Source organism: Azospirillum rugosum (assembly GCF_017876155.1).
Classification (GTDB): domain Bacteria; phylum Pseudomonadota; class Alphaproteobacteria; order Azospirillales; family Azospirillaceae; genus Azospirillum; species Azospirillum rugosum.
On the sequence record NZ_JAGINP010000027.1, the window covers coordinates 75,165 to 97,715 of the forward strand.

Sequence of the window (22,551 nt, forward strand, 5' to 3'; positions counted from 1 at the left end):
TGATCAGGACCTGTCGAATGCCCCACCGCCTTCCGCTTCTCCTCACCGCCGCGGCCATCGCCTTCGCCGCCGCCCCGGCCTGCGCCGCCACGGTGACGGTGGCGCCGGGCGAACTGGCGGGCGCGCTGGCCGCCGCGACGGCGGGCGACACGCTGGTGCTGGCCCCCGGCACGCATCCGGGGGGGCTGGCGGTCAAGACGCCGGTCACGCTGGTCGGCCAGCCGGGCGCCGTCGTCGAAGGGCGCGGCGAAGGCAACGCGCTGACCATCTTCGCCCCCGACGTGACGGTCCGGAACGTGGAGATCCGCAGCTCCGGCCTGTCGCTGTTCGACCAGAACGCCGGCATCTTCATCGGCAAGGAAGCGCACCGGGCGGTGATCGAGGACAACCGGCTGCGCGACAACCTGATCGGCATCTATGTCTGGGGCGCCAACGACGTGATGGTGCGGCGCAACGACGTGGCGGGGCGCACGGACCTGCGCGTGTCGGAACGCGGCAACGGCATCCAGCTGTGGAACGCGCCGGGCACGCAGGTGGTGGACAACAGCGTCCGCGACGGGCGCGACGGCATCTTCACCACGACGTCGAAGAAGAACCTGTTCGCCCGCAACCGGTTCGAGCGGGTGCGCTTCGCCGTCCACTACATGTACACGAACGACTCCGAGGTCTCGGACAACGTGTCGGTCGGCAACGGCGTCGGCTACGCGATCATGTATTCGAACAACCTCGTGATCCGGAACAACCGCTCCCAGGGCGACCGGGAACACGGGCTGCTGCTGAACTACGCCAACAGCGCGACCATCGACGGCAACGTGATCGACGGCCGCCTGTCGGACGAGCAGGCCGCCCCGGTGGAGATGGCCGCCGACAAGGATATGCCGGTGGCGAGCGACGGCCCGGTGGAGGGCAAGCGGACCGGCACCTGGAAGTGCGTCTTCATCTACAACGCCAACAAGAACCGCTTCACCAACAACCGGTTCGAGGGCTGCGAGATCGGCGTGCACTTCACCGCCGGGTCGGAGCGCAACACGCTGACCGGCAACGCCTTCATCGGCAACCGCACGCAGGTGAAGTATGTGGGCACCCGCTTCCTCGACTGGTCGGAGAAGGGGCGCGGCAACTACTGGTCCGACAACGCCGCCTTCGACCTGAACGGCGACGGCGTCGCCGATGAGGCCTACCGCCCCAACGACGTCATCGACCGCGTGATGTGGGCCTACCCGTCCGCGAAGCTGCTGATGAACAGCCCCGGCGTGCAGGTGATCCGCTGGGCGCAGAAGCAGTTCCCGGCGCTGCACCCCGGCGGGGTGATCGACAGCGCCCCCCTGATGAACCCGCCGCCACGGCCGGCGACCGCGCAAACGGCGCAGAGGAACACGCCATGACCGATACAGTCACCAGCCATGGGGCCACCATCGTCGTGGAGGGAGTCTCCAAGCAATACGGCGACGCCTTCGCCGTGCGCGCGGTGGATCTGACCATGGCCCCCGGCGAATGCGTGGCGATGGTCGGCCACAACGGCGCCGGCAAAAGCTCGCTGATCAAGCTGATGCTGGGGCTGACCACGCCGACCGAGGGGCGCATCCGCGTTCTGGGCGGCGACCCGGCCAGCGCCGCCGCCTCGCACATCCGCCGGCAAGTCGGATTCCTGCCGGAGAGCGTGGCCTTCCACCCCAGCATGACCGGGCGGGAGACGCTGGACTTCTACGCCAAGCTGAAGGGCGTTCCGCGCACCGGCAACGACGCGCTGTTCGAGCGGGTGGGGCTGGAGCCCGCCGCCGTGAAGCGCCGCGTCGGCACCTATTCCAAGGGCATGCGGCAGCGGCTCGCCTTGGCCCAGGCGCTGCTCGGTGGGCCGAAGGTGCTGTTCCTGGACGAGCCGACCACCGGCCTCGACCCCGCGCTGCGCCAGAGCTTCTACGAGATCGTGCGGGACCTGCGCGACGCCGGCACCACCGTCCTGCTGTGCAGCCACGCCCTGACGGAGCTGGAGGGGCAGGCCGACCGCGTGGTGGTGATGAGCCGCGGGCGCAAGGTCGCCGACGGATCGCTCGCCACGCTGCGCAGCCTCGCCCAGCTGCCGATCCGCATCCGCCTGACCATGCCGGACGGCAGCGTCATCGAGACGACCTGCGCCAACGACGACAAGGTGGCGGCGGTTCGCCGCGCGACCTGCGCCATGGATTGCAAAGGCGGCGTTGACGTCACCGACATCGAGATCGTCCAGCCGAGCCTGGACGACATGTACGCCCACTTCCTGCGCCGGGAGGCTGCGGAATGAACACGCTTCTGATCATCGCGGGCAAGGAGGTCCGGGACGGCCTGCGCAACCGCTGGGTCGTCGCCACCACGCTGCTGATGGCCGCACTCGCCCTGACCATGAGCTTCCTGGGCGCCGCCCCGACCGGCACGGTCGGCGTCGGGCCGGTGGAGGTGACCATCGTCAGCCTGTCCAGCCTGACCATCTTCCTGCTGCCGCTGATCGCGCTGCTGCTGTCCTTCGACGCGGTGGTGGGGGAGATCGACCGGGGCACCATGACGCTGCTGCTGTCCTACCCCGTGGCGCGCTGGCAGGTGCTGCTGGGCAAGTTCCTGGGCCACGCGGCGATCATCGCCTTCGCCACCGTGCTGGGCTACGGCGCCGCCGGCGTGGCGCTGGCGATGGGCGGGACGGAGATCGGGGCGGAGAGCTGGCGCGCGTTTGCCGCCATGATCGGGTCGAGCGTGCTGCTGGGTGCGGCCTTCACCGCCATGGGTTACCTGGCGTCGTCGCTGGTGCGCGACCGCGGCACGGCGGCGGGCATCGCGGTGGCGGTGTGGCTGGCCTTCGTCCTGCTGTACGACATGGGCCTGCTGGGCCTGCTGGTCGCCGACGGCGGCAAGACACTGAACGCCGAGGTGCTGAACTGGGCGCTGCTCGCCAACCCGGCGGACGCCTACCGGCTGTTCAACCTGACCGGCTTCAAGAACGTCAGCCTGTTCGCCGGCACCGCCGGGCTCGCCGCCCACGCGCAGGTGTCCGCCCCGGTGCTGCTGGGCGTGCTGGCTGGCTGGGTCGTGGCGCCGCTGGCGCTGGCCGCCACCCTCTTTTCAAGGAAGCAGATCTGATGCGCACCTCCCTGAAGGCCGCCCTGCTGGCGGCGACCCTGCTCCTGCCGCTTTCCGCCTGCAAGGAGGAACGCGCGGAGACCGCCCCGCCGGCGCCCGTCGCCATCACCGCCGACGCCATCGGCCACTACTGCGGCATGAACCTCGCCGACCATCCCGGCCCCAAGGGGCAGGTGCTGGTGAAGGGGCGGGAGCGGCCGATCTGGCTGTCCTCCGTCCGCGACACCTTCGCCTTCACCATGCTGCCGGAAGAGACGAAGGACGTCCGCGTCATCTACGTTACGGATGTCGGCAAGGCCGCCGACCCGCAAAAGCCGGACCTGTCGGCCTGGGTCGAGGCGCGCAAGGCCTGGTACGTGCTGGGCAGCCGCCAGCGCGGCGGCATGGGCGAGGCGGAGCCCTTCCCCTTCGCCGACGAGGGGACCGCCCGGACGTTTGCTGCCGCCAACGGCGGCACGGTCAAGCGCTTTGCCGAGGTGAAGGAGGACGAGATCCTCACCCCGCCGGCCCCGCTGGCCCCATCGGAGGACCACATCGCCCACACCGCGGCGGCGGGTCATGGGGGGCATCGTCAATGATTGCGCTCAAAAGCCCTTCTCCCCTCCGGGGGAGAAGGGTTGGGATGAGGGGGAGCCCCGCCAGGGGCTGAAAACGCTGATGCCAAAGAATTTTTCCGGTCTGCCGACCGTAACGACCCCTCACCCCAACCACGCTTGCCGACGAACGCCTTCGGCGTCCGTCAGCGGCGCGCCCCCAAGGGGAGAGGGGCTACAGGGGGTGAACCGCCGGCGTTTCCTGGGCATCGCCGCGGCGGCGACCGGGCTGTCGCTGCTGCCGGCGCGGCTGCGGGCCGAGGGCGTGCCGATCCGCACATGGCGGGGGGTTGCGCTGGGCGCCGACGCCTGCCTGCAATTCGCCCATCCGGACCCCGCGGAGGCCGACCGGCTGATCGGGATTTGCCTGGAGGAGGTCGCGCGCCTGGAGCGGGTGTTCAGCCTCTACCGGCCGGACTCCGCCCTGTCGCGGCTGAACCGGGAGAGCGCGTTGGACGCGCCGCCGGCCGACCTCGTCCGGCTGCTGGCGGAGGCGGTGGGCATCGGCCGTCGCACGGACGGCGCCTTTGACCCGACGGTGCAGCCGCTCTGGCAGCTCTACGCCGGCCATTTCGGACGGTCGGGTGCCGATCCGGACGGACCGCCGGCGGTGGCCGTGCGCGGGGCGCTGGGGCTGGTGGATTACCGGAGCCTGCGGGTCGAGCCCGGCCGCGTGGCCTTCGCCCGCCGGGGCATGGCGGCGACGCTGAACGGCATCGCCCAGGGCTACGTCACCGACCGCGTGGCGGAGCGGCTGAAGGCCGAGGGGATGGGCGACGTGCTGGTGGACATGGGCGAAATCCGCGCGCTCGGCCACCATCCCGCGGGGCGGCCCTGGACCGTGGGGTTGAAGGACCACACCGACGAGGGGCGCACCGTGGAGACGCTGGAGGTCGCCGACCGGGCGGTCGCCACGTCCGGCGGCTACGGCACGTTGTTCGACCCGGCCGGGCGCTTCACCCACCTGTTCGATCCCGCCAGCGGCGGCTGCGCGTGGGAGTGGCTGGCCGTCACCGTGACGGCGCCGGACGCCACCACGGCGGACGCCCTGTCCACCGCGCTGTCCGTCGTGCCGGAAGACCGGGCGCGCACCATCCTGAACCGCTTTCCGGGCGTCGCCGCCCGCTTCACCCGCCGCGACGGCAGCGTCATCGCGCTGCGGGCCTGACCCTTTTTCCCTCTGGAGGACATCATGGGTAGTTTCAGCGTCATGCATTGGGCGATCGTTCTGCTGCTCGTCCTGCTCCTGTTCGGGGCGGGCAAGCTGCCGAAGGTCATGGGCGACCTTGCGAAGGGCGTGAAGTCCTTCAAGGCCGGCCTGAAGGACGAGGACGCGCCGCTGCTGAACGAGGAACGGTCGGGCGGCACCCGGTAAGGCGCCCGGCGTTTTCCTTGCGATTTGTGGATTATTTGTACGACATTGGAGGGGCATTCGAAATAACCATGCGGCGGCCGTGGCATGATGACCCGGGTGATGTCCTTGATCGTCGCCTCCCTGCTGTTGCTGCTGCCGGCGATTCAAGCCCGCGCCGAGACGGTCGCGGATCAGGTCCTTCAGGGGATTTTGCAGCGGTATAGCGCGCCCGGCGGCGTTCTGCTGGTCTCCGGTCCCGATCGCCGGGAACTGGCGGTGGCCGGTGTCGCGGACCGCCGCAGCGGCCGGCCCGTCACGCCGGACACCCGGTTCCACATCGCCTCGACGGGCAAGATGCTGACCGCGGTCGCCACGCTCAGTTTGGTGCAGGAGGGGCGGATCGCGCTCTCCGACCCGGCCCTGCCGCTGGTCGGCCACCCCGGCGCGGGGCGCTTGGCCAACCTGGGCCGGGCCACGGTCGCCGACCTGCTGGACCACCGGTCCGGCGTGCCGGACTGCCTGCGCAACAGCGCGACGGTCACGCAACGGCACCCCGGCCCGCGCTGGACCAGCGACGAGGTGATCCGCCTCGCCCCGTGCCGGGGGCCGACGCCGCCGGGGCGCTACGCCTATTCCAACACCAACTACATCCTGCTGGGTCACATCCTGGAACGGGTGGACGGCCGTGCTTTCGCCGACGCGCTCGCCCAGCGCGTGCTGATCCCGGCGGGCATGGACAGCACCAGCGTCGGGGCCGACCCGAACGATCCGGGGGTGGCGCGCGGCTATCGGTCGCCGAATGCCGCCGGCAACCGGGCCGACGCCAGCCTGTACGCCTATTCCAGCCCGCTCGGCGACGCGCCGGTGACCACCACGGCCGCCGACCTGGAACGCTTCGTCTTCGCCCTGTTCCGCCAGCCCGGCCGCCTGCTCGCCCCGGAGATGGTGGGCGCCATGGTCGAGGACCGCTCCGTCGAGGACGAGGAGGGCTACGGCTACGGCGTGGTGGTCGAGCACTCCGACTGGGGGCCGCGCTGGGGGCATTCCGGCCGCTACGCCGGCTTCCGATCCGAGCTTTGGTACTATCCGCAGCGCGACACGCTGACGGTGCTGATGATGAACGGCGACGAGAACACCGACGATGACGTCGGCGACCTCATCGCCCGGCCCGTTTTCGCGCCATAGCGGATCAGGCGTCGCGCGCCAGACGCAAGCCTGAAAACTGCCACCGCGCGGAGGGCGGGAAGAAGTTGCGGTAGCTGGCTCGCGAATGGCCGTCCGGCGTGGCGCAGGAGCCGCCGCGCAGCACGAATTGCCCGCACATGAACTTGCCGTTGTATTCGCCGACGGCGCCGGGGCTGGGCGCGAAGCGCGGGTAGGGGGCGAAGGCGCTGCGCGTCCATTGCCAGGCGTCGCCGGACAACTGGCGCAGTCCCCGGCCGGCGGGGGAGGTGGCGGCGTGCTCCCACTCCGCCTCGCCGGGCAGGCGGGCGCCGGCCCAGTGGGCGAAGGCGTCGGCCTCGAAATAGCTGACATGGACCACCGGTGCCTTGCGGTCGACCGGCTGCATGCCGCGCAGGGTCATCGTCCAGTACTCGCCGTCGCGCTCCTCCCAATAGAGCGGGGCCCGCCAGCCGTCCGCCTGGACCTTCGCCCAGCCTTCGGACAGCCAGAGCAGGGGATCGCGGTAGCCGCCGTCCTGCAGGAAGGCGATCCACTCCCCGTTGGTGACCAGCCGGTCGGCCAGGGCGTAGGGCTCGATCAGGGTGCGGTGGCGCGGGCCCTCGCAATCGAAGGCGAAGCCGTCCCCGCCATGCCCGATCTCGACGATTCCGCCGCCGAAGGTGTGGAAGCGCGCCGGTTCCGCAGCGGCTTCTTGGGTGGCGTCCGCCGGTTCCGCAGGACGGTAGGCCGGCCGAAGGGGGTTCTGCGCGAAGAGGTGGAGGATGTCGGTCAGCAGCAGTTCCTGGTGCTGCTGCTCGTGGTGGCAGCCCAGTTCGACCAGATCGAGGACCTCGGCGGACGGTCCGGATTCCAGCAAGGTTTCGACCGCGGAATCGACGTGGCTCCGGTAGGCCGCCACCTCCTCCAGCGTCGGCCGGGTGAGCATCCCGCGCAGCGGCCGGGGCTGGCGCGCCCCGACCGTCTCGTAATAGGAGTTGAACAGGAAGCCGTAGCGGTCGTCGAACAGGCGGTAGCGGGGGCTGTTGGGGACCGCCACCATCGTTTCGAAGAACCAGGTCGTGTGCGCCAGATGCCATTTCGCCGGGCTGGCGTCGGGCATGGACTGGACGGTGGCGTCCGCGTCGCTGAGCGGGGCCGCCAGGCGCGCCGTGTCCGCGCGGACGCGCCGGTACAGTTGAAGCAGGTCCAGGGGATCCGCAGGCCGGCGGGCGGATGGTGCGGTGGGCATGCGGTGGCTTTCGCTCTCGTTGTGGATCCGGCGCGGCGGCCGCGGGTCACGCATCGGGGGCGGCGAGGAGGAAGACGCCGAAGGGGAAGTCGGCGTCGGTCCAGGACGCCTGGACGCGCCACCCCGCCTGTTCGGCCAGCGCCGTGAAGCCGGCAACGGTGAACTTGTAGGAATTTTCGGTGTGGATCGACTCGCCCGCGGCGAACGTGATCGTGCGCCCGGCGATCTCCACGGTCTGGTCCTGCAGGCTGACCAGATGCATCTCGATCCGGCTGTCGGTGGCGTTCCACACCGCCCGGTGCCGGAAGCGGTCCGGGTCGATGGCGGCGCCGAGTTCCCTATTGATGCGGGCCAGCAGGTTCTTGTTGAAGGCGGCGGTGACGCCCTGCGCGTCGTCGTAGGCCGGGACCAGGACGGACGGGGATTTCACCAGATCGGCGCCGACCAGGAACTGCGCCCCTTGTCCTAACAGGGTCCCTGCGCTGCGCAGCAGATCGACCGCCGCCGCCGGGGCGAAATTGCCGATGGTCGAGCCCGGGAAGAAGCCGACCACCGGGCGCTGCCGCACCGGCTTCGGCAGCGCGATCGGGGCGGTGAAGTCGCCGAGGAGCGGCAGCACCGTCAGCGTGGGGTAGGCGGCGTTGAGTGTGCGCGCCGCGTCGCCGAGCGCCGCCTCGCTGATGTCGATGGGCACGTAAAAATCCAGCTGCGGTGCGGCGTCGAGCAGGAGACGCGTCTTGACGCTGGCGCCGCTGCCGAACTCGACCAGCGCCGCCCCTTGCGGGATGAGCGCCGCGACCTCCGGGACGATGCGCGTCAGCAGCGCCGTCTCCACCCGGGTGAGGTAATATTCGGGAAGCTCGCAGATCGCCTCGAACAGGCGGGAGCCGGCGGCGTCGTAGAAATACTTGGCGGGCAGCGACTTCCGCCGGGCCGTCAGGCCGCGAAGGACGTCAGTGCGGAAGCTGGAACTTTCCAGCTCCTGTTCGCTGCGCGTGAGACGCTGTGCGTTGGACAAGCGATCCTCCGTCGGGTGTCCCACCATGGGCTTCACAATGTCGTTCGCCATCGCCGCCCGGCAAGTCGCCGGCCGGATTACGTCCCGGCCGCGCCTGCGTGGCGGCCCGGACGAGATGGACGACCGCCGCGCACAGGGCGATGACGCCGACCGCCACCGACGCGCGCAGGAAGCGCGAGGCGTCGCCGTGCAGGGCGAAGTGCCACCACAGCTCGTCGTTGAAGGCGACGTGCTTGTAGGAGAAGAGGCCGAGCCAGAAGGCGCTTCCCAGCGCCACGCCGATGGCGACGAACCAGCTCGACGGCAGGGGGTTGCCCAGGAGGTTGCCCCGCCGGTGGAACTCGCCGCGGGCGGGAAGCAGGGCGAGGAAGATCAGCCCCGGCACGATCGCCTCCTGCCAGTCGCCCCCCTTCAACAGGGACGACACGGAGCCGACCGCCAGCAGCACCAGCGACAGGACCCAGGCGGCGTGCAGCCGGCGCTGGATCGCGTGCGCCAGCAGGATCAGCAGGATGCCGACCACGCTGCCCGTGAAGTGCGACATCTCCACCAGCGGCAGGGCCGCCACGTCGAAGGGGGCGGGCAGGCTCTCCTCCGGCGTGGCGCGCGAGAACAGCAGGAACGCCCCGGTGATGAAGGTGCAGGCGGCGAGCACCAGCGGCACGACGGGGCTGACGGGTGCGGACAGGCTGCGCGACACCCGCGAGATGCGGTGCCGCGCCTGGAACGCCTCCATCGCCCCGAACATCAGCCCGGCGAGGATCAGCGGCGCCAGATAGTAGATGAGGCGAAACACCAGCAGCCCCGCCATGACGTCGTTGCCCGGCATCTCCGGCGTCAGGCTGACCAGCACGATGGCGTCGAACACGCCGAGCCCGCCCGGCACGTGGCTGATGATGCCCGCGACCAGCGCCAGCCCGAAGGCGACGACCACGTCCATGTAGGTCACCGCATCCGACGCCGGCAGGCAGAAATAGAGGACCGAGGAGGCCAGGGCGAGGTCGCACAGCCCGAGAAGCAGCTGCCCAACCGCGATGGACGGGCGGGGAAAGGCGATGGCGTGGCCGAAGATCCGCAAGGGCCGCCGCAGCCAGAGGCCCGCGGCCGCGTAGGCGGCGAGCAGAGCCAGGGCGGAGAGGCCGAGCAGGACGCCGCCCCGCGGGGGGACGTGCAGCGCCTTCAGCGCGGTCGGGTCGACCAGCATCACCACCGGCATCACCGCCGCCAGCCCCAGCGTGAAGGTGGTGACCACGAACAGCGTGACCTGCGCGACCTCCACCGCGCCGAGGCCGCGCGGCGCGTAGAGCCGGTAGCGCACGGTGGCGCCGATGATGCTGGCGAAGCCCAGGCTGTGGCTGAAGGCGTAGCTGGTGAAGGCGGTGAAGGCGACCCAGCGGTAGGGCACGGCGCGCCGGAGATGGCGCAGGGCCAGCAGGTCGTAAAGCGTCAGCAGCCAGTAGCTGACCGCGGCGGCGGAGACGGCCATCAGCAGCTGGCGGGCGTCGATCCGCCGGATGGCTTGCCGGATGTCCTCCACGCTGGTGTGTTCGAGCCAGCGGTTGAGGATCAGCAGCGCGCCGGCGAGCAGCGCCAGGATCAGCAGCCCCGTCCCATAGCGCACGAGCACCGCGGTTCGGGAGGTGGTTCCCGCCTCCGGCACGGCCGGCTCGGCGCCGGGGTCGCGGTCGCGGTCGTGATCGTTCTGGACCATGTCGGGGGGCGTCTTCGGGGGCTGATGAAGGGACGGCCGGATGGAAGGGAAACAGCGGAAGGGCGGATTCGGCGTCACGCCCCCGTCGCCCTTATGGTCAACGAAAAGGCCGCCGGGCTGTTGGTTGGTGGGAAACCCACGCACCAATCCCAAGCACCGATCGAAAGGACAAGGCATGAAGGGCATCGCGCTGCGCGCGCCCGGTGGACTGGACCGGCTGGAGCTGATCGACATGCCGGAGCCCGGCGATCCGGGACCGGGGGAGATCCGGGTCCGGTTGCACGCCAGTTCGCTCAACTACCACGATTACGGCGTGGCGTCCGGACGGATGCCGACCGCGGACGGGCGCGTTCCCATGTCCGACGGCGCCGGCGTGGTGGAGGCCGTTGGTGAAGGTGTGGCCGAGTTCGCCGCGGGTGACCACGTCGTCTCCTGCTTCTTCCCGATGTGGCAGGACGGCCCGGCGGTGGTCGGCGACTTCTCCGGCGTGCCGGGCGACGGGATCGACGGCTACGCCCGCGAGCGGGTGGTCCGCCCCACCTCCTGGTTCACCCGCGCCCCCCAGGGCTATTCCCATGTGGAGGCGGCGACCCTGGCGACGGCCGGCCTCACCGCCTGGCGCGCCCTGGTGGAGGTGGGCGGGCTGAAGGCCGGCGACGTCGTGCTGGTGCTCGGCACCGGCGGAGTCTCGATCTTCGCCTTGCAGATCGCCAAGGCGATGGGGGCCACGGTCGTCGCCACCTCCTCCTCCGACGCCAAGCTGGAGCGGGTGCGCGCGCTGGGCGCCGACCACACGATCAACTACCGGCAGCACGAGGATTGGGGCGCCCGCGTGCGGGACTGGACCGGCGGGCGGGGCGTCGACCATGTGATCGAGGTCGGCGGGCCGGGCACCCTGGCGCAGTCGATCACGGCGGTGCGCGTCGGCGGCCACATCGCGCTGATCGGCGTGCTGACAGGGGGTGCTGGCGAGGTTCCGACCGCGGCGCTGATGGCGCGGCAGGCGCGGCTGCAGGGCATGATCGTCGGCAGCCGGCGCCAGCAGACGGATTTCGTGCGGGGAATCGAGGCGACCGGCCTGCGCCCCGTTATCGACCGCACCTTCCCGCTGTCCCAAATCGCCGACGCCTTCCGCCACGAGGAGTCGGGGTCCCACCTCGGCAAAATCGGCCTGGAATTCTGAGTTAACCGCGGGTCAGCCGCGCTCCAGCGCCCGACCCCGGCCGGAGGCCGACAGCCAGCGCGCCAGCGCCCACAGGGCGGCGACGAGATAGGCGAGGCCTCCGGGAACCCACATGATCAGGCCGCCGAGCTGCTGGTCCTCCAACGGGCTCAGCCCCCAGGGCTGGGTCGTCGTCAGGTGGTAGGGGAACAACGGTCCCTTGGCGAAGACGAGGAGGAAGGACAGCAGGACCAGGTGCATGGAGGTGCCGAAGGCGGCGAAGGCGGGGCGGCCCGCCGCCGCGCCCTCGCTGCGCAGCAGGGTGCGCCACGCCGCCACCGCGGTGACGAGCATGGACAGGTGCATCGCCCAAAGCACGGCGTCGTCGGCGAGTGCGGCCATGTAGGGGCCGGGGAGATGCCACGTCCAGATGGTCGCCCCATGGAGGATCCAGGCGATCTCCGGATGCTTCACCGCCCGCCGCGCGGTGCCCGGCCACGCCAGCACCAGGAGCGGGGCGGCCAGCTGGATCATCAGCAGGTGCTGGGCGACGCGCGCCGAGAACAGCGCGGAGGTCAGGTTGCAAAAGGGCGAGACGAGCGCCGCGAACAGCACCAGCCACGCGCCGGCGAAGCAGGACGCCCGCCTCCATCGCCGGTCGGGCTGCCCTCTTTTGGATTGCCTATGCCGGACTTCGAACCCGGCGTAGGCGACCGCGGCGAGGGCGAACCCGGCCAGAAGGACCGGGTCCCAGTTCCACGCCTGCCACAGCCCCTCGGGAAGCGGGGGCGCACCGCAATAGGGCACGAAGGGCAACCCGGCGGACAGCCCCGCAGCTTGAGCGCTCGACGTCATGGCACGCTCCGTTCCAGCCTTCGCCCTTACAATTGGTGAAGGCCGGTTCAGTTCCCTGGGACCCTGGGCTCGGGCGCGCCGACATGCGCGATTGGGTCAGGTGTCGACGCGTTGGAACCCACGATACACGTCTCTTAACCGTCATTCCCGCGAAGGCGGGAATCCAGCCGTATCAGGCGCTTAGCGTCAACGTTCTGGATCCCAGCCTTCGCTGGGATGACGAAGAAAGACCCTTTCCAAGCAATGGCTTGGGAAATGTGTGCATACCGTAGCGCCTTCGCGGGGATGACGGTGAAAAGTCCTCGCCTAAAAGCTTCGTCAACTCTCAGGGCTGGCCCTGGCCGCCGGCGGAGCCGTAGACGCTGCCGGTGGCGAAGCCGGCGTCGGCGGCGGCGAGCTGGACGTAGATGCCGGCGAGTTCGGCCGGCTGCCCGGGCCGTCCGAAGACGGTCGTGCTGCCGAACTGCTTGTACTTCTCCTCCGACGCGCCGCCGCTGATCTGCAGGGGGGTCCAGATCGGCCCTGGGGCCACGCCGTTGACGCGGATGCCCTTCGGCCCGAGCTGCTTGGCCAGCGACTTGACGTAGTTCATCGTCGCCGCCTTGGTCTGGGCGTAGTCGTAGAGGTCCGGCGAGGGATCGTAGGCCTGTTCCGACGTTGTGCCGATGATGCAGGCGCCCGGCTGGAGGTGGGGCAGGGCCGCCTTGATGATCCAGAAGGGCGCGTAGATGTTGGTCTTCATCGTCGCGTCGAACTCCTCGGACGTGATGTCGAGGATCGATTGCTTGGCCTGCTGACGGGCGGCGTTGCAGACGACGATGTCGAGCCCGCCCAGACCCTGCACCGCATCCGCCACCAGCTTCTGGCAGAAGGCCTCGTCGCGCAGGTCGCCGGGGATGGCGATGCCTTTCCGCCCGGCCTCCTTGATCAGCTGGATGACCTCCTGGGCGTCCGGCTCCTCCGTGGGGAAGTAGTTGATCGCCACGTCGGCGCCTTCGCGGGCGTAGGCGATCGCCGCGGCCCGGCCCATGCCGGAATCGCCGCCCGTGATCAGCGCCTTGCGGCCGGCGAGGCGGCCGGAGCCGCGGTAGCTGGTTTCGCCATGGTCCGGCTTCGGGTCCATGTCGCGCGCCAGGCCCGGCCAGGGCTGCGGCTGCGAGCGGAACGGGGGCTTCGGGTACTGGGTGCGCGGGTCCTGCATGGTCGGTTCGCTGCGTTGAGTGGTCATCTGCATTTGCTGTTGCTGCTGATTCTGCTGCGCGAAGGCCGGTCCGGCCGCCACCGCGGTCACGCCGATGCCGATCCCACCGACCACCTGCCGGCGGGACCACGCGCTGCGCTCGTCCTTGTCCATGAATGTCTCCAAGACGTCGTGCCCGGAGAACAGCAGCCGGTGCGTTTCGTTACCCCGACACGGGAACGTGAGGGCGGCGGCCAGCGCGTGATCCCAAGACGCCGATCCTGGCGTATCATGGTCGACGCACTGTGCAGCGAACCAAGAATTCCAAGGGAGGGGGCATGAGCGTCACCATCGACCTCAACGGGAAGACCGCGCTCGTCACCGGGGCGTCCAGCGGGCTGGGCCGGCATTTCGCGGGGGTGCTGGCGCGGGCCGGCGCGCGGGTGGCGCTGGCCGCCCGGCGGGCCGACGCGCTGGCCGACACGCGCGCGGCCATCGAATCCGCGGGTGGCAGCGCCGTCGCCGTCGCCATGGACGTCACCGACCCGGACTCGGTGCGCGCCGGTGTCGCCGAGGCGGCCACGGCGCTGGGGCGGATCGACATCCTGGTCAACAACGCCGGCGTCACCGTCACCCGCTCCTTCCTCGACATGGAGGAGGAGGAGTGGGACCGCGTGGTCGACACCAACCTGACCGGCTGCGCCCGCGTCGCCCGCGCCGTCGCCCGGCGCATGCGCGACGACGGGACGGGCGGGGCCATCGTCAACATCGCCTCCATCCTCGGGCTGCGGGTGGCGGGGCAGCTGTCGTCCTACATCGCGTCGAAGGGCGGGCTGGTCCAGCTGACCCAGGCGATGGCGCTGGAGCTGGCGCGCCACAACATCCGCGTCAACGCGCTGTGCCCCGGCTATCTGGAAACCGAGCTGAACGCCGACTTCTTCGCCACCGACGCCGGGCGGACGCTGGTCAAGCGCATCCCGCAGCGCCGCCTGGGCCGGCTGGACGAGCTGGACGTGCCGCTCCTGCTGCTGTGCTCCGACGCCGGGTCCTACATGACCGGGTCGATGCTGACCGTGGACGGCGGCCACATGGTGTCGTCGCTGTGAGCGCCTGATTGCGAGCGCGGATTCCCGCTGGCGGAGCGGGCCGGGGAGGCTCCCTCTCCCCAGCGGAGAGAGGGTTGGCGTCCACGGGGCGATTGGCCTGATCGCAACGCCCGCTTGCCTTGCAAGGCGGCAGCCGATATGAGGGGCCGGCTTGATAAGACAAGGACGGCCGGATGGCGACGGTTGAGGAAGCGCTGGCCCTTGCGCTCGACCACCATATGGCCGGGCGTTTCGCCGAAGCGGACATCCTCTATGGCCGCATCCTTGAGGTCGATGCCGACAACCCGCACGCGCTGCACCTCCACGGCGTCCTGTGCGCCCAGACCGGCCGGCTGAGCGAGGCCGTTCCGCTGCTGCGGCGCGCGGTCCGGCAGAGTCCTTTGATCGCCGATTTCCAGGTCAACCTTGCCAACGCCCACCGCGCCGCCGGCCAGGCCGGGGAGGCGGCGGAGGCTTATCGCCGGGCCATCGCGCTGGCGCCGGATCGTGCCGACGCCTGGAACGGCTTGGCGGCGGCGCGGCAAAGCGGCGGGGATCCGGCAGCGGCGCTGCGGCTCTACGACCGGCTGTTGCGGCTGTGCCCTGAGGATGCCGAAGCCTGGATCGAGCATGGCCTGCGCCTGCGGCGCGCGGCCCGGCACGCGGACAGCGCCGACGCGTTCCGCCGCGCGGCGGCGCTGCGGCCGGCGCAGGTCGAGGCGCATGGCAACTTGGCGCTCGCGTTGCGTGATCTCGGCCAACCGGAGGCGGCGCTGCGGCACGCCCGCATTGCCGTTGCGCTCGACCCCGCCCGGCCGGACGCGCTGTACAATCTGGCGGCGGCGCTGGAAACGCTCGACCGGCCGGGGGAGGCCGTGAGTGCGCTGCGCCGGGTGGTGCGCGCGGTTCCCGAGGATGCCGAGGCGTGGTCGTTCCTCGGCGGCATGCTGCGGCGGACGGGGCGCATCGCCGCCGGCCGGGACGCCTGCGACCGCGCGCTGGCGCTCGACCCCGCGCTGCTCAACGCGCTGGTCAACCGCGCCATCGTCCTCCAGGATTTCGGCGCGGTGGAGGACGGCGTCCGCTACAACCGGCGCGCCGCCGCCCTGGCCCCGGACCGCGCCGACCTGCATTCCAACCTGCTGCTGTCCCTGCACTACAGCGACCGCGTCGGGCCCGCCGCCCTGCTGGCGGAGCATCGGGCCTGGGACGCGCGGCACGGCCGTCCCTGGGCGCCGCGGCCGGGCTGGCGCCACCCCAACGCGCCCGATCCGGAGCGGCGCCTGAGGATCGGCTATGTGTCGGCCGACTTCGGCTACCACCCCGTCGGCTATTTCCTGGCGCCCGTGCTGCCGGCCCACGACCGCGCGGCGGTGGAGGTGTTCTGCTATTCCGCCAAGACGCGCGAGGACGGGATGACGCGGCGGCTGCGCGCCGCGGCGGACCAGTGGCGGTCCATCCTCGGCATGGACGACGCTGCGGCCGCGGCGCTGGTCGCCGCCGACGGCATCGACATCCTGGTCGATCTGGCCGGCCACACCAGCGGCAACCGGCTGCCGCTGTTCGCGCGCAAGCCGGCGCCGGTGCAAGTGACCTGGGCCGGCTATGTCGGCACGACCGGGCTGTCGGCCATGGACGCGCTGATCGCCTGCCCGCGCCACATGCCGCCCGGCAGCGACGAAACGGCGGTGGAGCGGGTGGTGCGCCTGCCCGACGACTATGTCTGCGTCCTGCCGCGCGAACAGGCGCCGGAGGTCGGGCCGCTGCCGGCGCTGGAGAACGGCTTCGTCACCTTCGGATGCTTCAACAACCGGATCAAGCTGTCCGGACCGGTGCTGGCCCTGTGGGCGCGGCTGCTCGACCGCGTACCAAAGGCGCGGCTGCTGCTGAAGACGCACCAGTTCGACGACGCGCGGGTGCGGGACGGCCTGCTGGCGGAGTTCGCGGCGCTGGGCGGGGACCCGGCGCGCGTCGATCTGTCGGGCAGCGCGCCGCATTTCGACTTTCCGGCCTGGTACAACCGCGTCGACGTCGCGCTCGACCCCTTCCCCTATTCCGGCGGGCTGACCACGCTGGAGGCCTTGTGGATGGGGGTGCCCGTGGTGACGCTCGGCGGCGGCGACCGGTTCTGCGCCCGGCACTCCGTCGGCCACCTGACCGCGGCGGGGCTGGCGGAGATGATCGCGCCGACCCCGGACGCCTACCTCGACATTGCGGCGGGGTTGGCTGGCGACCTGCCCGCCCTGGCGGCGCTGCGCGCGGGGCTGCGCGGCCGGATGGCCGCCTCGCCCCTGTGCGACGGGCCGCGCTTCGCCCGGACCCTGGAGGCGGCCTACCGCGACCTGTGGCGAGGATGGTGCGGTGCCGCACAGGCGTGAGGCGTCAGAAATTCACGTCGTGCCCGCCTTTCAGGCTGAGCATGGCGCGGGCCTCCTCCGGCGTCGCGACCTCCAGCGACAGGCCTTCGATGAGGGAGCGGACGATCCGCACCTGCTCCGCGTTGGAGGTGGCCAGCCGCCCTGGGCCGGCCCACAGGCTGTCCTCCAGCCCGACCCGCACGTTGCCGCCGAGCGCCAGGGACATGGACGCCACCGGCATCTGGTTGCGCCCGGCGCCGAGCACCGACCAGACATACTGGTCGCCGAACAGCCGGTCGGCGGTGCGCTTCATGTGCATCACGTCCTCCGGGTGCGGGCCGATGCCGCCCAGGATGCCGAAGACCGACTGCACGAACAGCGGCGGCGTCACCAGCTTGCGGTCCAGGAAGTGCGCGAGGTTGTAGAGGTGGGAGATGTCGTAGCACTCGAACTCGAATCGCGTTCCGTTGCCGGAGCAGGTCTTCAGGATGTGCTCGATGTCCTTGAAGGTGTTCTTGAAGACGAGGTCGCGGCTGTTCTCCAGGTGCTGGCGCTCCCACTCGTGCTGGAAGGTCTGGAAGCGGTCCAGCATCGGGAACAGGCCGAAGTTCATGGAGCCCATGTTGAGCGACGCCACCTCCGGCTTGAAGTGGGAGGCGGGGCGCAGGCGCTCCTCGATGGTCATGTGCGGGCTGCCGCCGGTGGTCAGGTTGATGACCGCCGCCGTGTTCTGCTTGATGCGCGGCAGGAATTGCTGAAAGGCCGCCGGGTCCTGCGTGGGTCGGCCGGTCTGCGGGTCGCGGGCGTGCAGGTGGATGACCGTGGCGCCGGCCTCCGCCGCGGCGATGGCGTTCTCCGCGATCTCGTCCGGGGTGACCGGCAGGTGCGGCGACATGGAGGGTGTGTGGATGGCGCCGGTCACCGCGCAGGTGACGATGACCTTGCGGCCGCTTTTCGAAGCCATGAGCGTGTCCTTCCCTGGAGCTAGTCTTTAAAGCAGTTCCGTTCAGCTTGAAGCCCCTCTCCCTTGATGGGAGAGGGGTTGGGGTGAGGGTGGCGCCGGCTTTGCCGGCCGGAAACTGTTTTCCCGCCTATCGGCGGTAACGACCCCTCATCCCAACCCTTCTCCCACAAGGGGAGAAGGGCTAAACGTGGATCCGAGTAGTGGCTTCAGAGCGCGACGACGTTGCCGTCGACGCTGATGGCCTGCCCGCTGATGTTCCGGCCGGCGCTGGAGCACAGGAACAGGATGGTGTTGGCGATGTCCTCGGCCGTCACCATGCGGTCGAGCGAGGCCTTGCCGCGGTATTCGGCCTCCATGGCATCAACCGTGACGCCCAGCGTGGCGGCGCGGGCGGCGATCACCGCCTGGATGCGCGGGCCCTGCACCACGCCCGGCAGCACCGCGTTCACGCGGATGCCGGCGGATCCCAGCTCGATGGCGAGGCTCTTGACCATGCCGACCACCGCCCATTTGGTCGCGGCGTAGGGCAGGCGGTAGGCATAGCCGAGCCGCCCGGCGATGGAGGACAGCGCGATGATGCAGCCGTCGCTCGTCGCCTTCAGCATCGGCACGGCGCGGGTCAGTCCGTAAAAGTGGCTGTCGAGGTTGACGGCGATGGTGCGGTGCCAGTCGGTGTCGGCGATCTCCTCCACCGGGGCGGTCGGGCCGGCGATGCCTGCGTTGTTGACCAGCACGTCAAGCCCGCCCCACAGGCCGTACACCTCGTCGAACAGCGCGTCGATCGAGGCGCGGTCGGCCACGTCGGTGCGGGTGGCGCTGTGGTCCGGGTGCGTGGCGCGGAAGTCGGCCAGCGCCTCCTCGGAGATGTCGCAGACATGGACGCGGGCGCCTGCGGCGATGAAGCCGTCGGCGATCGCGCGCCCGATGCCCGCCGCCCCGGCGGTGACCAGCACGCGCCGTCCGATTAGGCCGAAGTCCATTCCCTGTGTTCCCAGCATGCTTTGTGTTCCTGGCATGGATGGCGGTTTCGATGATGGCGGGCGTTTGCCCCCTCCCTAACCCTCCCCCGCTTCGCGGTGGAGGGAATGAAGCCCCCTCTCCCGCGCGAGCGGGGGAGGGTTAGGGAGGGGGCCACCGCATTCATTCCCCGCGCGCGGCGCGGTCCTTCTTGTGGGCGAGCAGGCCCATCAGGCGGCGGTCGCGCCAGAGCTGGCGGGCGGTCAGCGCGTCGGTGGGCAGGGCGGCGCGGCGGTCGGCGTCGATGCGCTCCACCACCGGGTGGCCCCAGCCGGCGTCCGGCAGCGGCTGCGCGGCCAAGCGGTCGTAGAAGCCGCCGTAGCGGGCGGCGTAGTCGGCCACGCCTTCCGGCGCGTTCAGGTCGATGGTCTCGAACGGCCCCATGAAGGACCAGCGCAAGCCCAAGCCGTCGCGCACCGTGCGGTCCAGATCCTCCGGTGAGACGTAGCCGTGCGCGACCAGCCGCAGCGCCTCGTTCAGCAGCGCGCCTTGCAGGCGGTTCAGAACGAAGCCTTCCACCTCGCGCTCCACCGTCACGGGGACCTGCCCGACCTGCTCCATCAGGGCGCGGGCGCGTTGCACCGCGTCGTCGGATGTCCAGGGCGTGCGGCAAAGCTCCACCAGCGGCACGAGGTGCGGCGGGTTGACCGGGTGGGCGACGAGGCAACGTCCGCGTCCGGCCAGTTCCTCCGTGAAGGCCGAACCGGGAATGGCGGAGGTGGAGCTGGCGAGGATCGCGCCGGCGGGGGCCAGCCGGTCCAGTTCCGCGAAGATGGCGCGCTTGAGGTCCAGCCGCTCCGGCAGATTCTCCTGCACGTAGTCCGCCGCGCCGACCGTCTCGGCGAGGTCTGCGCCCATGGCGATGCGGCCGAGGATGCGCTCCGGCGACTCAATCAGCAGGCCAGCGTCGGCGAGGTCGCGCAGGCCCGTGCGGATCAGGCCGAGCGCTGCCTGCGCGGTGTCGTAACTGGTGTCGACCAGCCGGACCTCGCAGCCGCCCCGCGCGAAGACGATGGCCCAGGCGCGGCCGATCAGGCCGGCGCCGACGATACCCACTCGTGTCATGAAGGCACTCCCTGCGTTTCGCGCGTCACAGCCACAGGACCTTCCGCCGCAGGTCGAAGTCCTCCAGCAGCGGCCGGCTCGGCCCGCTGTGGACGACGCGGCCCCGCTCCAGCGCGTAGGTGCGGTCGGACAGCGCCAGGACGAGGTCCAGGTTGTGATCGACGATGATGATGGCGATCTCCCGGCGCAGCCGGTCGAAGACGGTGAACAGTTCCTCCGTCACCGCGGGGGACAGGCCCTCGAACGGCTCGTCCAGCAGCAGGACCCGCACGTCGCCGTGCAGCGCGCGGGCGACGGCGACCATCTGCTGCTCGCCACCCGACAGGCAGTCGGCGGGGGTGTCCAGCCGCTCCCGCAGGCGGGGGAAGAAGTCGAAGATGCGGTCCTCGTCCCAGTGGATGCCGGCCCCGGTGCGCCGCTTCAGCCGGCCCAGCATCAGGTTCTCCGCCACCGTCATGCCGGCGAACAGCCCGCGTCCCTGCGGCACGTAGCCGATGCCGAGCCGGGCGATCTGCGGCGCGCTGAGCCCGGCGAGGTCGCGCCCTTCGTAGCGCAGCGACCCGCTGGCCGGCGGCGCGGTGCCGATGATGCCCTTCAGCAGCGTGGACTTGCCCGCCCCGTTGCGGCCGAGCAGGGCGACGATCTCCCCCCGGTGCACGTCCATGGAGACGTCGTTGATGATGTGGCTCTTACCGTAGAGGACGTTCAGATTCGCGATGGACAGCACCACCTCCGGCGTGGCCGCCGTCTCCCGCGGGCGCGCCGCGATGGCCGAGGTGCCGGAGCCGATGTAGACCTCCTGCACGCGCGGGTCGCTGCGCGCGTCCTCCACCGTGCCGTCCACCAGCACGCGGCCCTGGTTCATGACGGTGACGGCGTCGGCGAAGCCGAAGACGCGGTCGATGTCGTGTTCCACGATCAGCACGGGGATGTGTCCGGCGATGCGCTGGATCAGGGCGGAGATGCGCTCCCGCTCCGCCGCGGCGAGGCCGGCCAGCGGCTCGTCCAGCAGCAGGATCGACGGCTTGGAGGCCAGCGCGATGCCCATGTCCACCAGCCGCTGCCCGCCGTAGGACAGGCTGCCGGCCAGCGCCCGCTCCGTCCCGGTCAGGCCCATGAAGTCGATGACCGCGCGCGTCTCCGCGTTGATGTCGGCGAAGCGGTCGGCGCTGCGCCACGCGTTGAAGCGCGAGGCGTGGCGGGCCTGGGCCGACAGGCGGATGTTCTCCTCCACGCTGAGGTCCGGGAACAGGTTGGTGATCTGGAAGGAACGCGCCAACCCGGCCTGGCAGATGCGCGCGGGGTCGAGGCCGGCGATGGTCCGTCCGTTCAGGCGCACCGTCCCCTGGTTCGGCGGGAACATGCCGGAGATCAGGTTGAACACGGTGGTCTTGCCGGCCCCGTTCGGGCCGATCAGCGCGTGCAGGCTGCGATTCCCAACCGTGAAGGTCACGCCGCCGACCGCCTGGATGCCGCCGAAATTCTTCGCGATGCCGTTGCAGGCGAGTTCCGTTCCAGGCCCGGCCGCCGCCGCGGCCAGGAAGGGCGGCACCGCGGAGGGCGCGGCGGAGCGGGCGGAGACGCGGTTTGCCATGGCCGCTTCCTCCGTCGCCTCCTTGCGGACAAATCCCAGCAGGCGCTTCCCGATGCCGACGAGGCCGGTGGGGGAGAACAGGATGAAGCCGACGAACAGCAGGCCGAAATAGAGCAGCCAGTTCTCCGTCCACATGGACAGGAACTCGCGGAACAGCACGTAGAACACCACGCCCAGCGCCGGCCCCAGAAAGGTCCGCATGCCGCCGATGACCACCATCGCCAGCAGCTCGCCGGAGAAGGACACGCTGGTCGGGTCGGCCGAGGCGAAGCGGTGGTGCAGCACGAACAGGGCGCCGGCGAAGCCGGTGATGGCCGACGAGATGGTGAAGGCGACCAGCTTGTACCGGCGCGTGGCGTAGCCGACGAAGGCCGCCCGCTGCTCGTTCTCGCGGATCGCCACCAGCGTGCGGCCGAGGGGGGAGCGGACCAGCACCCACAGCAGGGCCGCGACGCCGAAGGCCAGCACCCCGACCACGGCGTAGAAGGCCACCCGGTTGTTGAGGTCCAGCCCCAGCAGCACCGGCCGCTCGATGCCGCCCAGCCCGCTTTCCCCGCCGGTCAGCGCGGTCCAGCGGAAGGCGACGGCGTAGGTCATCGCCGTGAAGGCCAGCGTCAGCAGGGAGAAATAGACGCCGCGCCGGCGCAGGAACAGGAAGCCCAGCGCGAGCGCCATGACGGTGACCAGCGCGACGGTCCCGACCACCGGCAGCAAGAAGCCCTTCGGCGCCCAGTTCAGTTGGATCAGCGCCGCCGCGTAGGCGCCGATGCCCAGCCACGCGCCGTGCCCGAAGGACACCAGACCCGTGTAGCCGACCAGCAGATTCAGCCCCAGCGCCGCGATGGCGAAGATCAGGCAGTCGGTGGCCGAGGTGATGGTCAGCCCGATCCCCTCGAACAGGAAGGGCAGGGCCAGGATGCCGGCCACGGCGATGACCAGCGGCCAAGGGAATTGCCCTGGCGCGGCACCGGCAACCGGGCGGCGGAGCGGGCCGGCGGCGCCGGCGCCCGGCGCCGCGCGCCCGCCGGGCATGGGGTGGGAGCCCTCGCGGGCGAGCTTCTTGGCGACCATCGGC

19 protein-coding genes are annotated in these 22,551 nt (G+C 70.8%); 10 read left to right on the forward strand and 9 right to left on the reverse strand.

Annotated elements, in window-relative coordinates; genetic code table 11:
- Nucleotides 1-17 precede the first annotated feature (17 nt).
- The 7 genes from J2851_RS29385 to J2851_RS29415 all read left to right on the forward strand — a co-directional run bounded on the left by J2851_RS29385 (nt 18) and on the right by J2851_RS29415 (nt 6,240).
- Nucleotides 18-1,385, forward strand: coding sequence for a nitrous oxide reductase family maturation protein NosD (locus J2851_RS29385; protein ID WP_209770859.1), 1,368 nt, complete (start codon nt 18-20; stop codon nt 1,383-1,385).
- Complete coding sequence (locus J2851_RS29390) at nt 1,382-2,281, forward strand: ABC transporter ATP-binding protein (protein ID WP_209770860.1); 900 nt, start codon at nt 1,382-1,384, stop codon at nt 2,279-2,281. The genes J2851_RS29385 and J2851_RS29390 overlap by 4 nt, the downstream gene beginning before the upstream one ends.
- Nucleotides 2,278-3,108, forward strand: a complete 831-nt coding sequence (locus tag J2851_RS29395; RefSeq protein ID WP_209770861.1) for an ABC transporter permease subunit — start codon at nt 2,278-2,280, stop codon at nt 3,106-3,108. Before J2851_RS29390 ends, J2851_RS29395 begins: the two co-directional genes overlap by 4 nt.
- On the forward strand, nt 3,108-3,686 hold the full coding sequence (locus J2851_RS29400; protein ID WP_209770862.1) for a nitrous oxide reductase accessory protein NosL: 579 nt from the start codon (nt 3,108-3,110) through the stop codon (nt 3,684-3,686). The genes J2851_RS29395 and J2851_RS29400 overlap by 1 nt, the downstream gene beginning before the upstream one ends.
- A gap of 199 nt (nt 3,687-3,885) precedes the next feature.
- Entirely contained in the window at nt 3,886-4,869 is a 984-nt protein-coding gene (locus J2851_RS29405; protein ID WP_307420972.1) for an FAD:protein FMN transferase, read from the forward strand.
- A gap of 24 nt (nt 4,870-4,893) precedes the next feature.
- Nucleotides 4,894-5,076 carry a twin-arginine translocase TatA/TatE family subunit gene (locus tag J2851_RS29410; protein WP_209770864.1) on the forward strand — a complete coding sequence of 61 codons (183 nt, stop codon included), beginning with the start codon at nt 4,894-4,896 and terminating at the stop codon, nt 5,074-5,076.
- Between the two features lie 99 nt (nt 5,077-5,175).
- Nucleotides 5,176-6,240 (forward strand): serine hydrolase domain-containing protein, encoded by a 1,065-nt coding sequence (locus J2851_RS29415; RefSeq protein WP_209770865.1) that lies wholly within the window; start codon nt 5,176-5,178, stop codon nt 6,238-6,240.
- 4 nt (nt 6,241-6,244) lie between these two features.
- On the opposite strand, the gene egtB is transcribed toward J2851_RS29415, so the two are convergent.
- The 3 genes from egtB to J2851_RS29430 are packed head-to-tail and all read right to left on the reverse strand — an operon-like array spanning nt 6,245 to nt 10,197.
- On the reverse strand, nt 6,245-7,468 hold the full coding sequence (egtB, locus tag J2851_RS29420) for an ergothioneine biosynthesis protein EgtB (RefSeq protein ID WP_209770867.1): 1,224 nt from the start codon (nt 7,466-7,468) through the stop codon (nt 6,245-6,247).
- Nucleotides 7,469-7,514: 46 nt separating this feature from the next.
- On the reverse strand, nt 7,515-8,486 hold the full coding sequence (gene egtD / locus J2851_RS29425) for an L-histidine N(alpha)-methyltransferase (RefSeq protein ID WP_246501010.1): 972 nt from the start codon (nt 8,484-8,486) through the stop codon (nt 7,515-7,517).
- Entirely contained in the window at nt 8,422-10,197 is a 1,776-nt protein-coding gene (locus tag J2851_RS29430; protein ID WP_209770869.1) for a lysylphosphatidylglycerol synthase domain-containing protein, read from the reverse strand. Before J2851_RS29430 ends, egtD begins: the two co-directional genes overlap by 65 nt.
- A 175-nt stretch (nt 10,198-10,372) precedes the next feature.
- On the opposite strand from J2851_RS29430, the gene J2851_RS29435 reads away from it, so the two are divergent.
- Entirely contained in the window at nt 10,373-11,380 is a 1,008-nt protein-coding gene (locus J2851_RS29435; RefSeq protein ID WP_209770871.1) for a zinc-dependent alcohol dehydrogenase family protein, read from the forward strand.
- Between the two features lie 12 nt (nt 11,381-11,392).
- Here J2851_RS29435 and J2851_RS29440 read toward each other — a convergent pair whose 3' ends face one another.
- Both J2851_RS29440 and J2851_RS29445 read right to left on the reverse strand, forming a co-directional pair.
- On the reverse strand, nt 11,393-12,214 hold the full coding sequence (locus J2851_RS29440; protein ID WP_209770873.1) for a cytochrome c oxidase assembly protein: 822 nt from the start codon (nt 12,212-12,214) through the stop codon (nt 11,393-11,395).
- A gap of 325 nt (nt 12,215-12,539) precedes the next feature.
- The gene (locus J2851_RS29445) at nt 12,540-13,568 is read right to left on the reverse strand and encodes an SDR family oxidoreductase (protein ID WP_209770874.1); all 1,029 of its coding nucleotides are present in this window, start codon (nt 13,566-13,568) and stop codon (nt 12,540-12,542) included.
- 164 nt (nt 13,569-13,732) lie between these two features.
- Here J2851_RS29445 and J2851_RS29450 point away from each other — a divergent pair, with 164 nt between their 5' ends.
- Together J2851_RS29450 and J2851_RS29455 are read left to right on the forward strand one after the other, a co-directional pair.
- Nucleotides 13,733-14,500 (forward strand): glucose 1-dehydrogenase, encoded by a 768-nt coding sequence (locus J2851_RS29450; protein ID WP_209770875.1) that lies wholly within the window; start codon nt 13,733-13,735, stop codon nt 14,498-14,500.
- 173 nt (nt 14,501-14,673) lie between these two features.
- A complete protein-coding gene (locus J2851_RS29455; RefSeq protein WP_209770876.1) occupies nt 14,674-16,857 on the forward strand; it encodes an O-linked N-acetylglucosamine transferase family protein in 2,184 nt (727 codons plus the stop codon).
- Nucleotides 16,858-16,861: 4 nt separating this feature from the next.
- Here J2851_RS29455 and kce read toward each other — a convergent pair whose 3' ends face one another.
- From kce to J2851_RS29475, 4 genes are all read right to left on the reverse strand, one after another.
- The gene (gene kce / locus J2851_RS29460; RefSeq protein ID WP_209770877.1) at nt 16,862-17,800 is read right to left on the reverse strand and encodes a 3,5-dioxohexanoate:acetyl-CoA acetone transferase; all 939 of its coding nucleotides are present in this window, start codon (nt 17,798-17,800) and stop codon (nt 16,862-16,864) included.
- A 206-nt stretch (nt 17,801-18,006) separates the two neighbouring features.
- On the reverse strand, nt 18,007-18,780 hold the full coding sequence (locus J2851_RS29465; protein WP_209770878.1) for an SDR family oxidoreductase: 774 nt from the start codon (nt 18,778-18,780) through the stop codon (nt 18,007-18,009).
- Between the two features lie 160 nt (nt 18,781-18,940).
- The gene (locus tag J2851_RS29470; protein WP_209770879.1) at nt 18,941-19,882 is read right to left on the reverse strand and encodes a 3-hydroxyacyl-CoA dehydrogenase; all 942 of its coding nucleotides are present in this window, start codon (nt 19,880-19,882) and stop codon (nt 18,941-18,943) included.
- Between the two features lie 25 nt (nt 19,883-19,907).
- Nucleotides 19,908-22,547 carry a branched-chain amino acid ABC transporter ATP-binding protein/permease gene (locus J2851_RS29475; protein ID WP_246501011.1) on the reverse strand — a complete coding sequence of 880 codons (2,640 nt, stop codon included), beginning with the start codon at nt 22,545-22,547 and terminating at the stop codon, nt 19,908-19,910.
- Between the last annotated feature and the right edge of the window lie 4 nt (nt 22,548-22,551).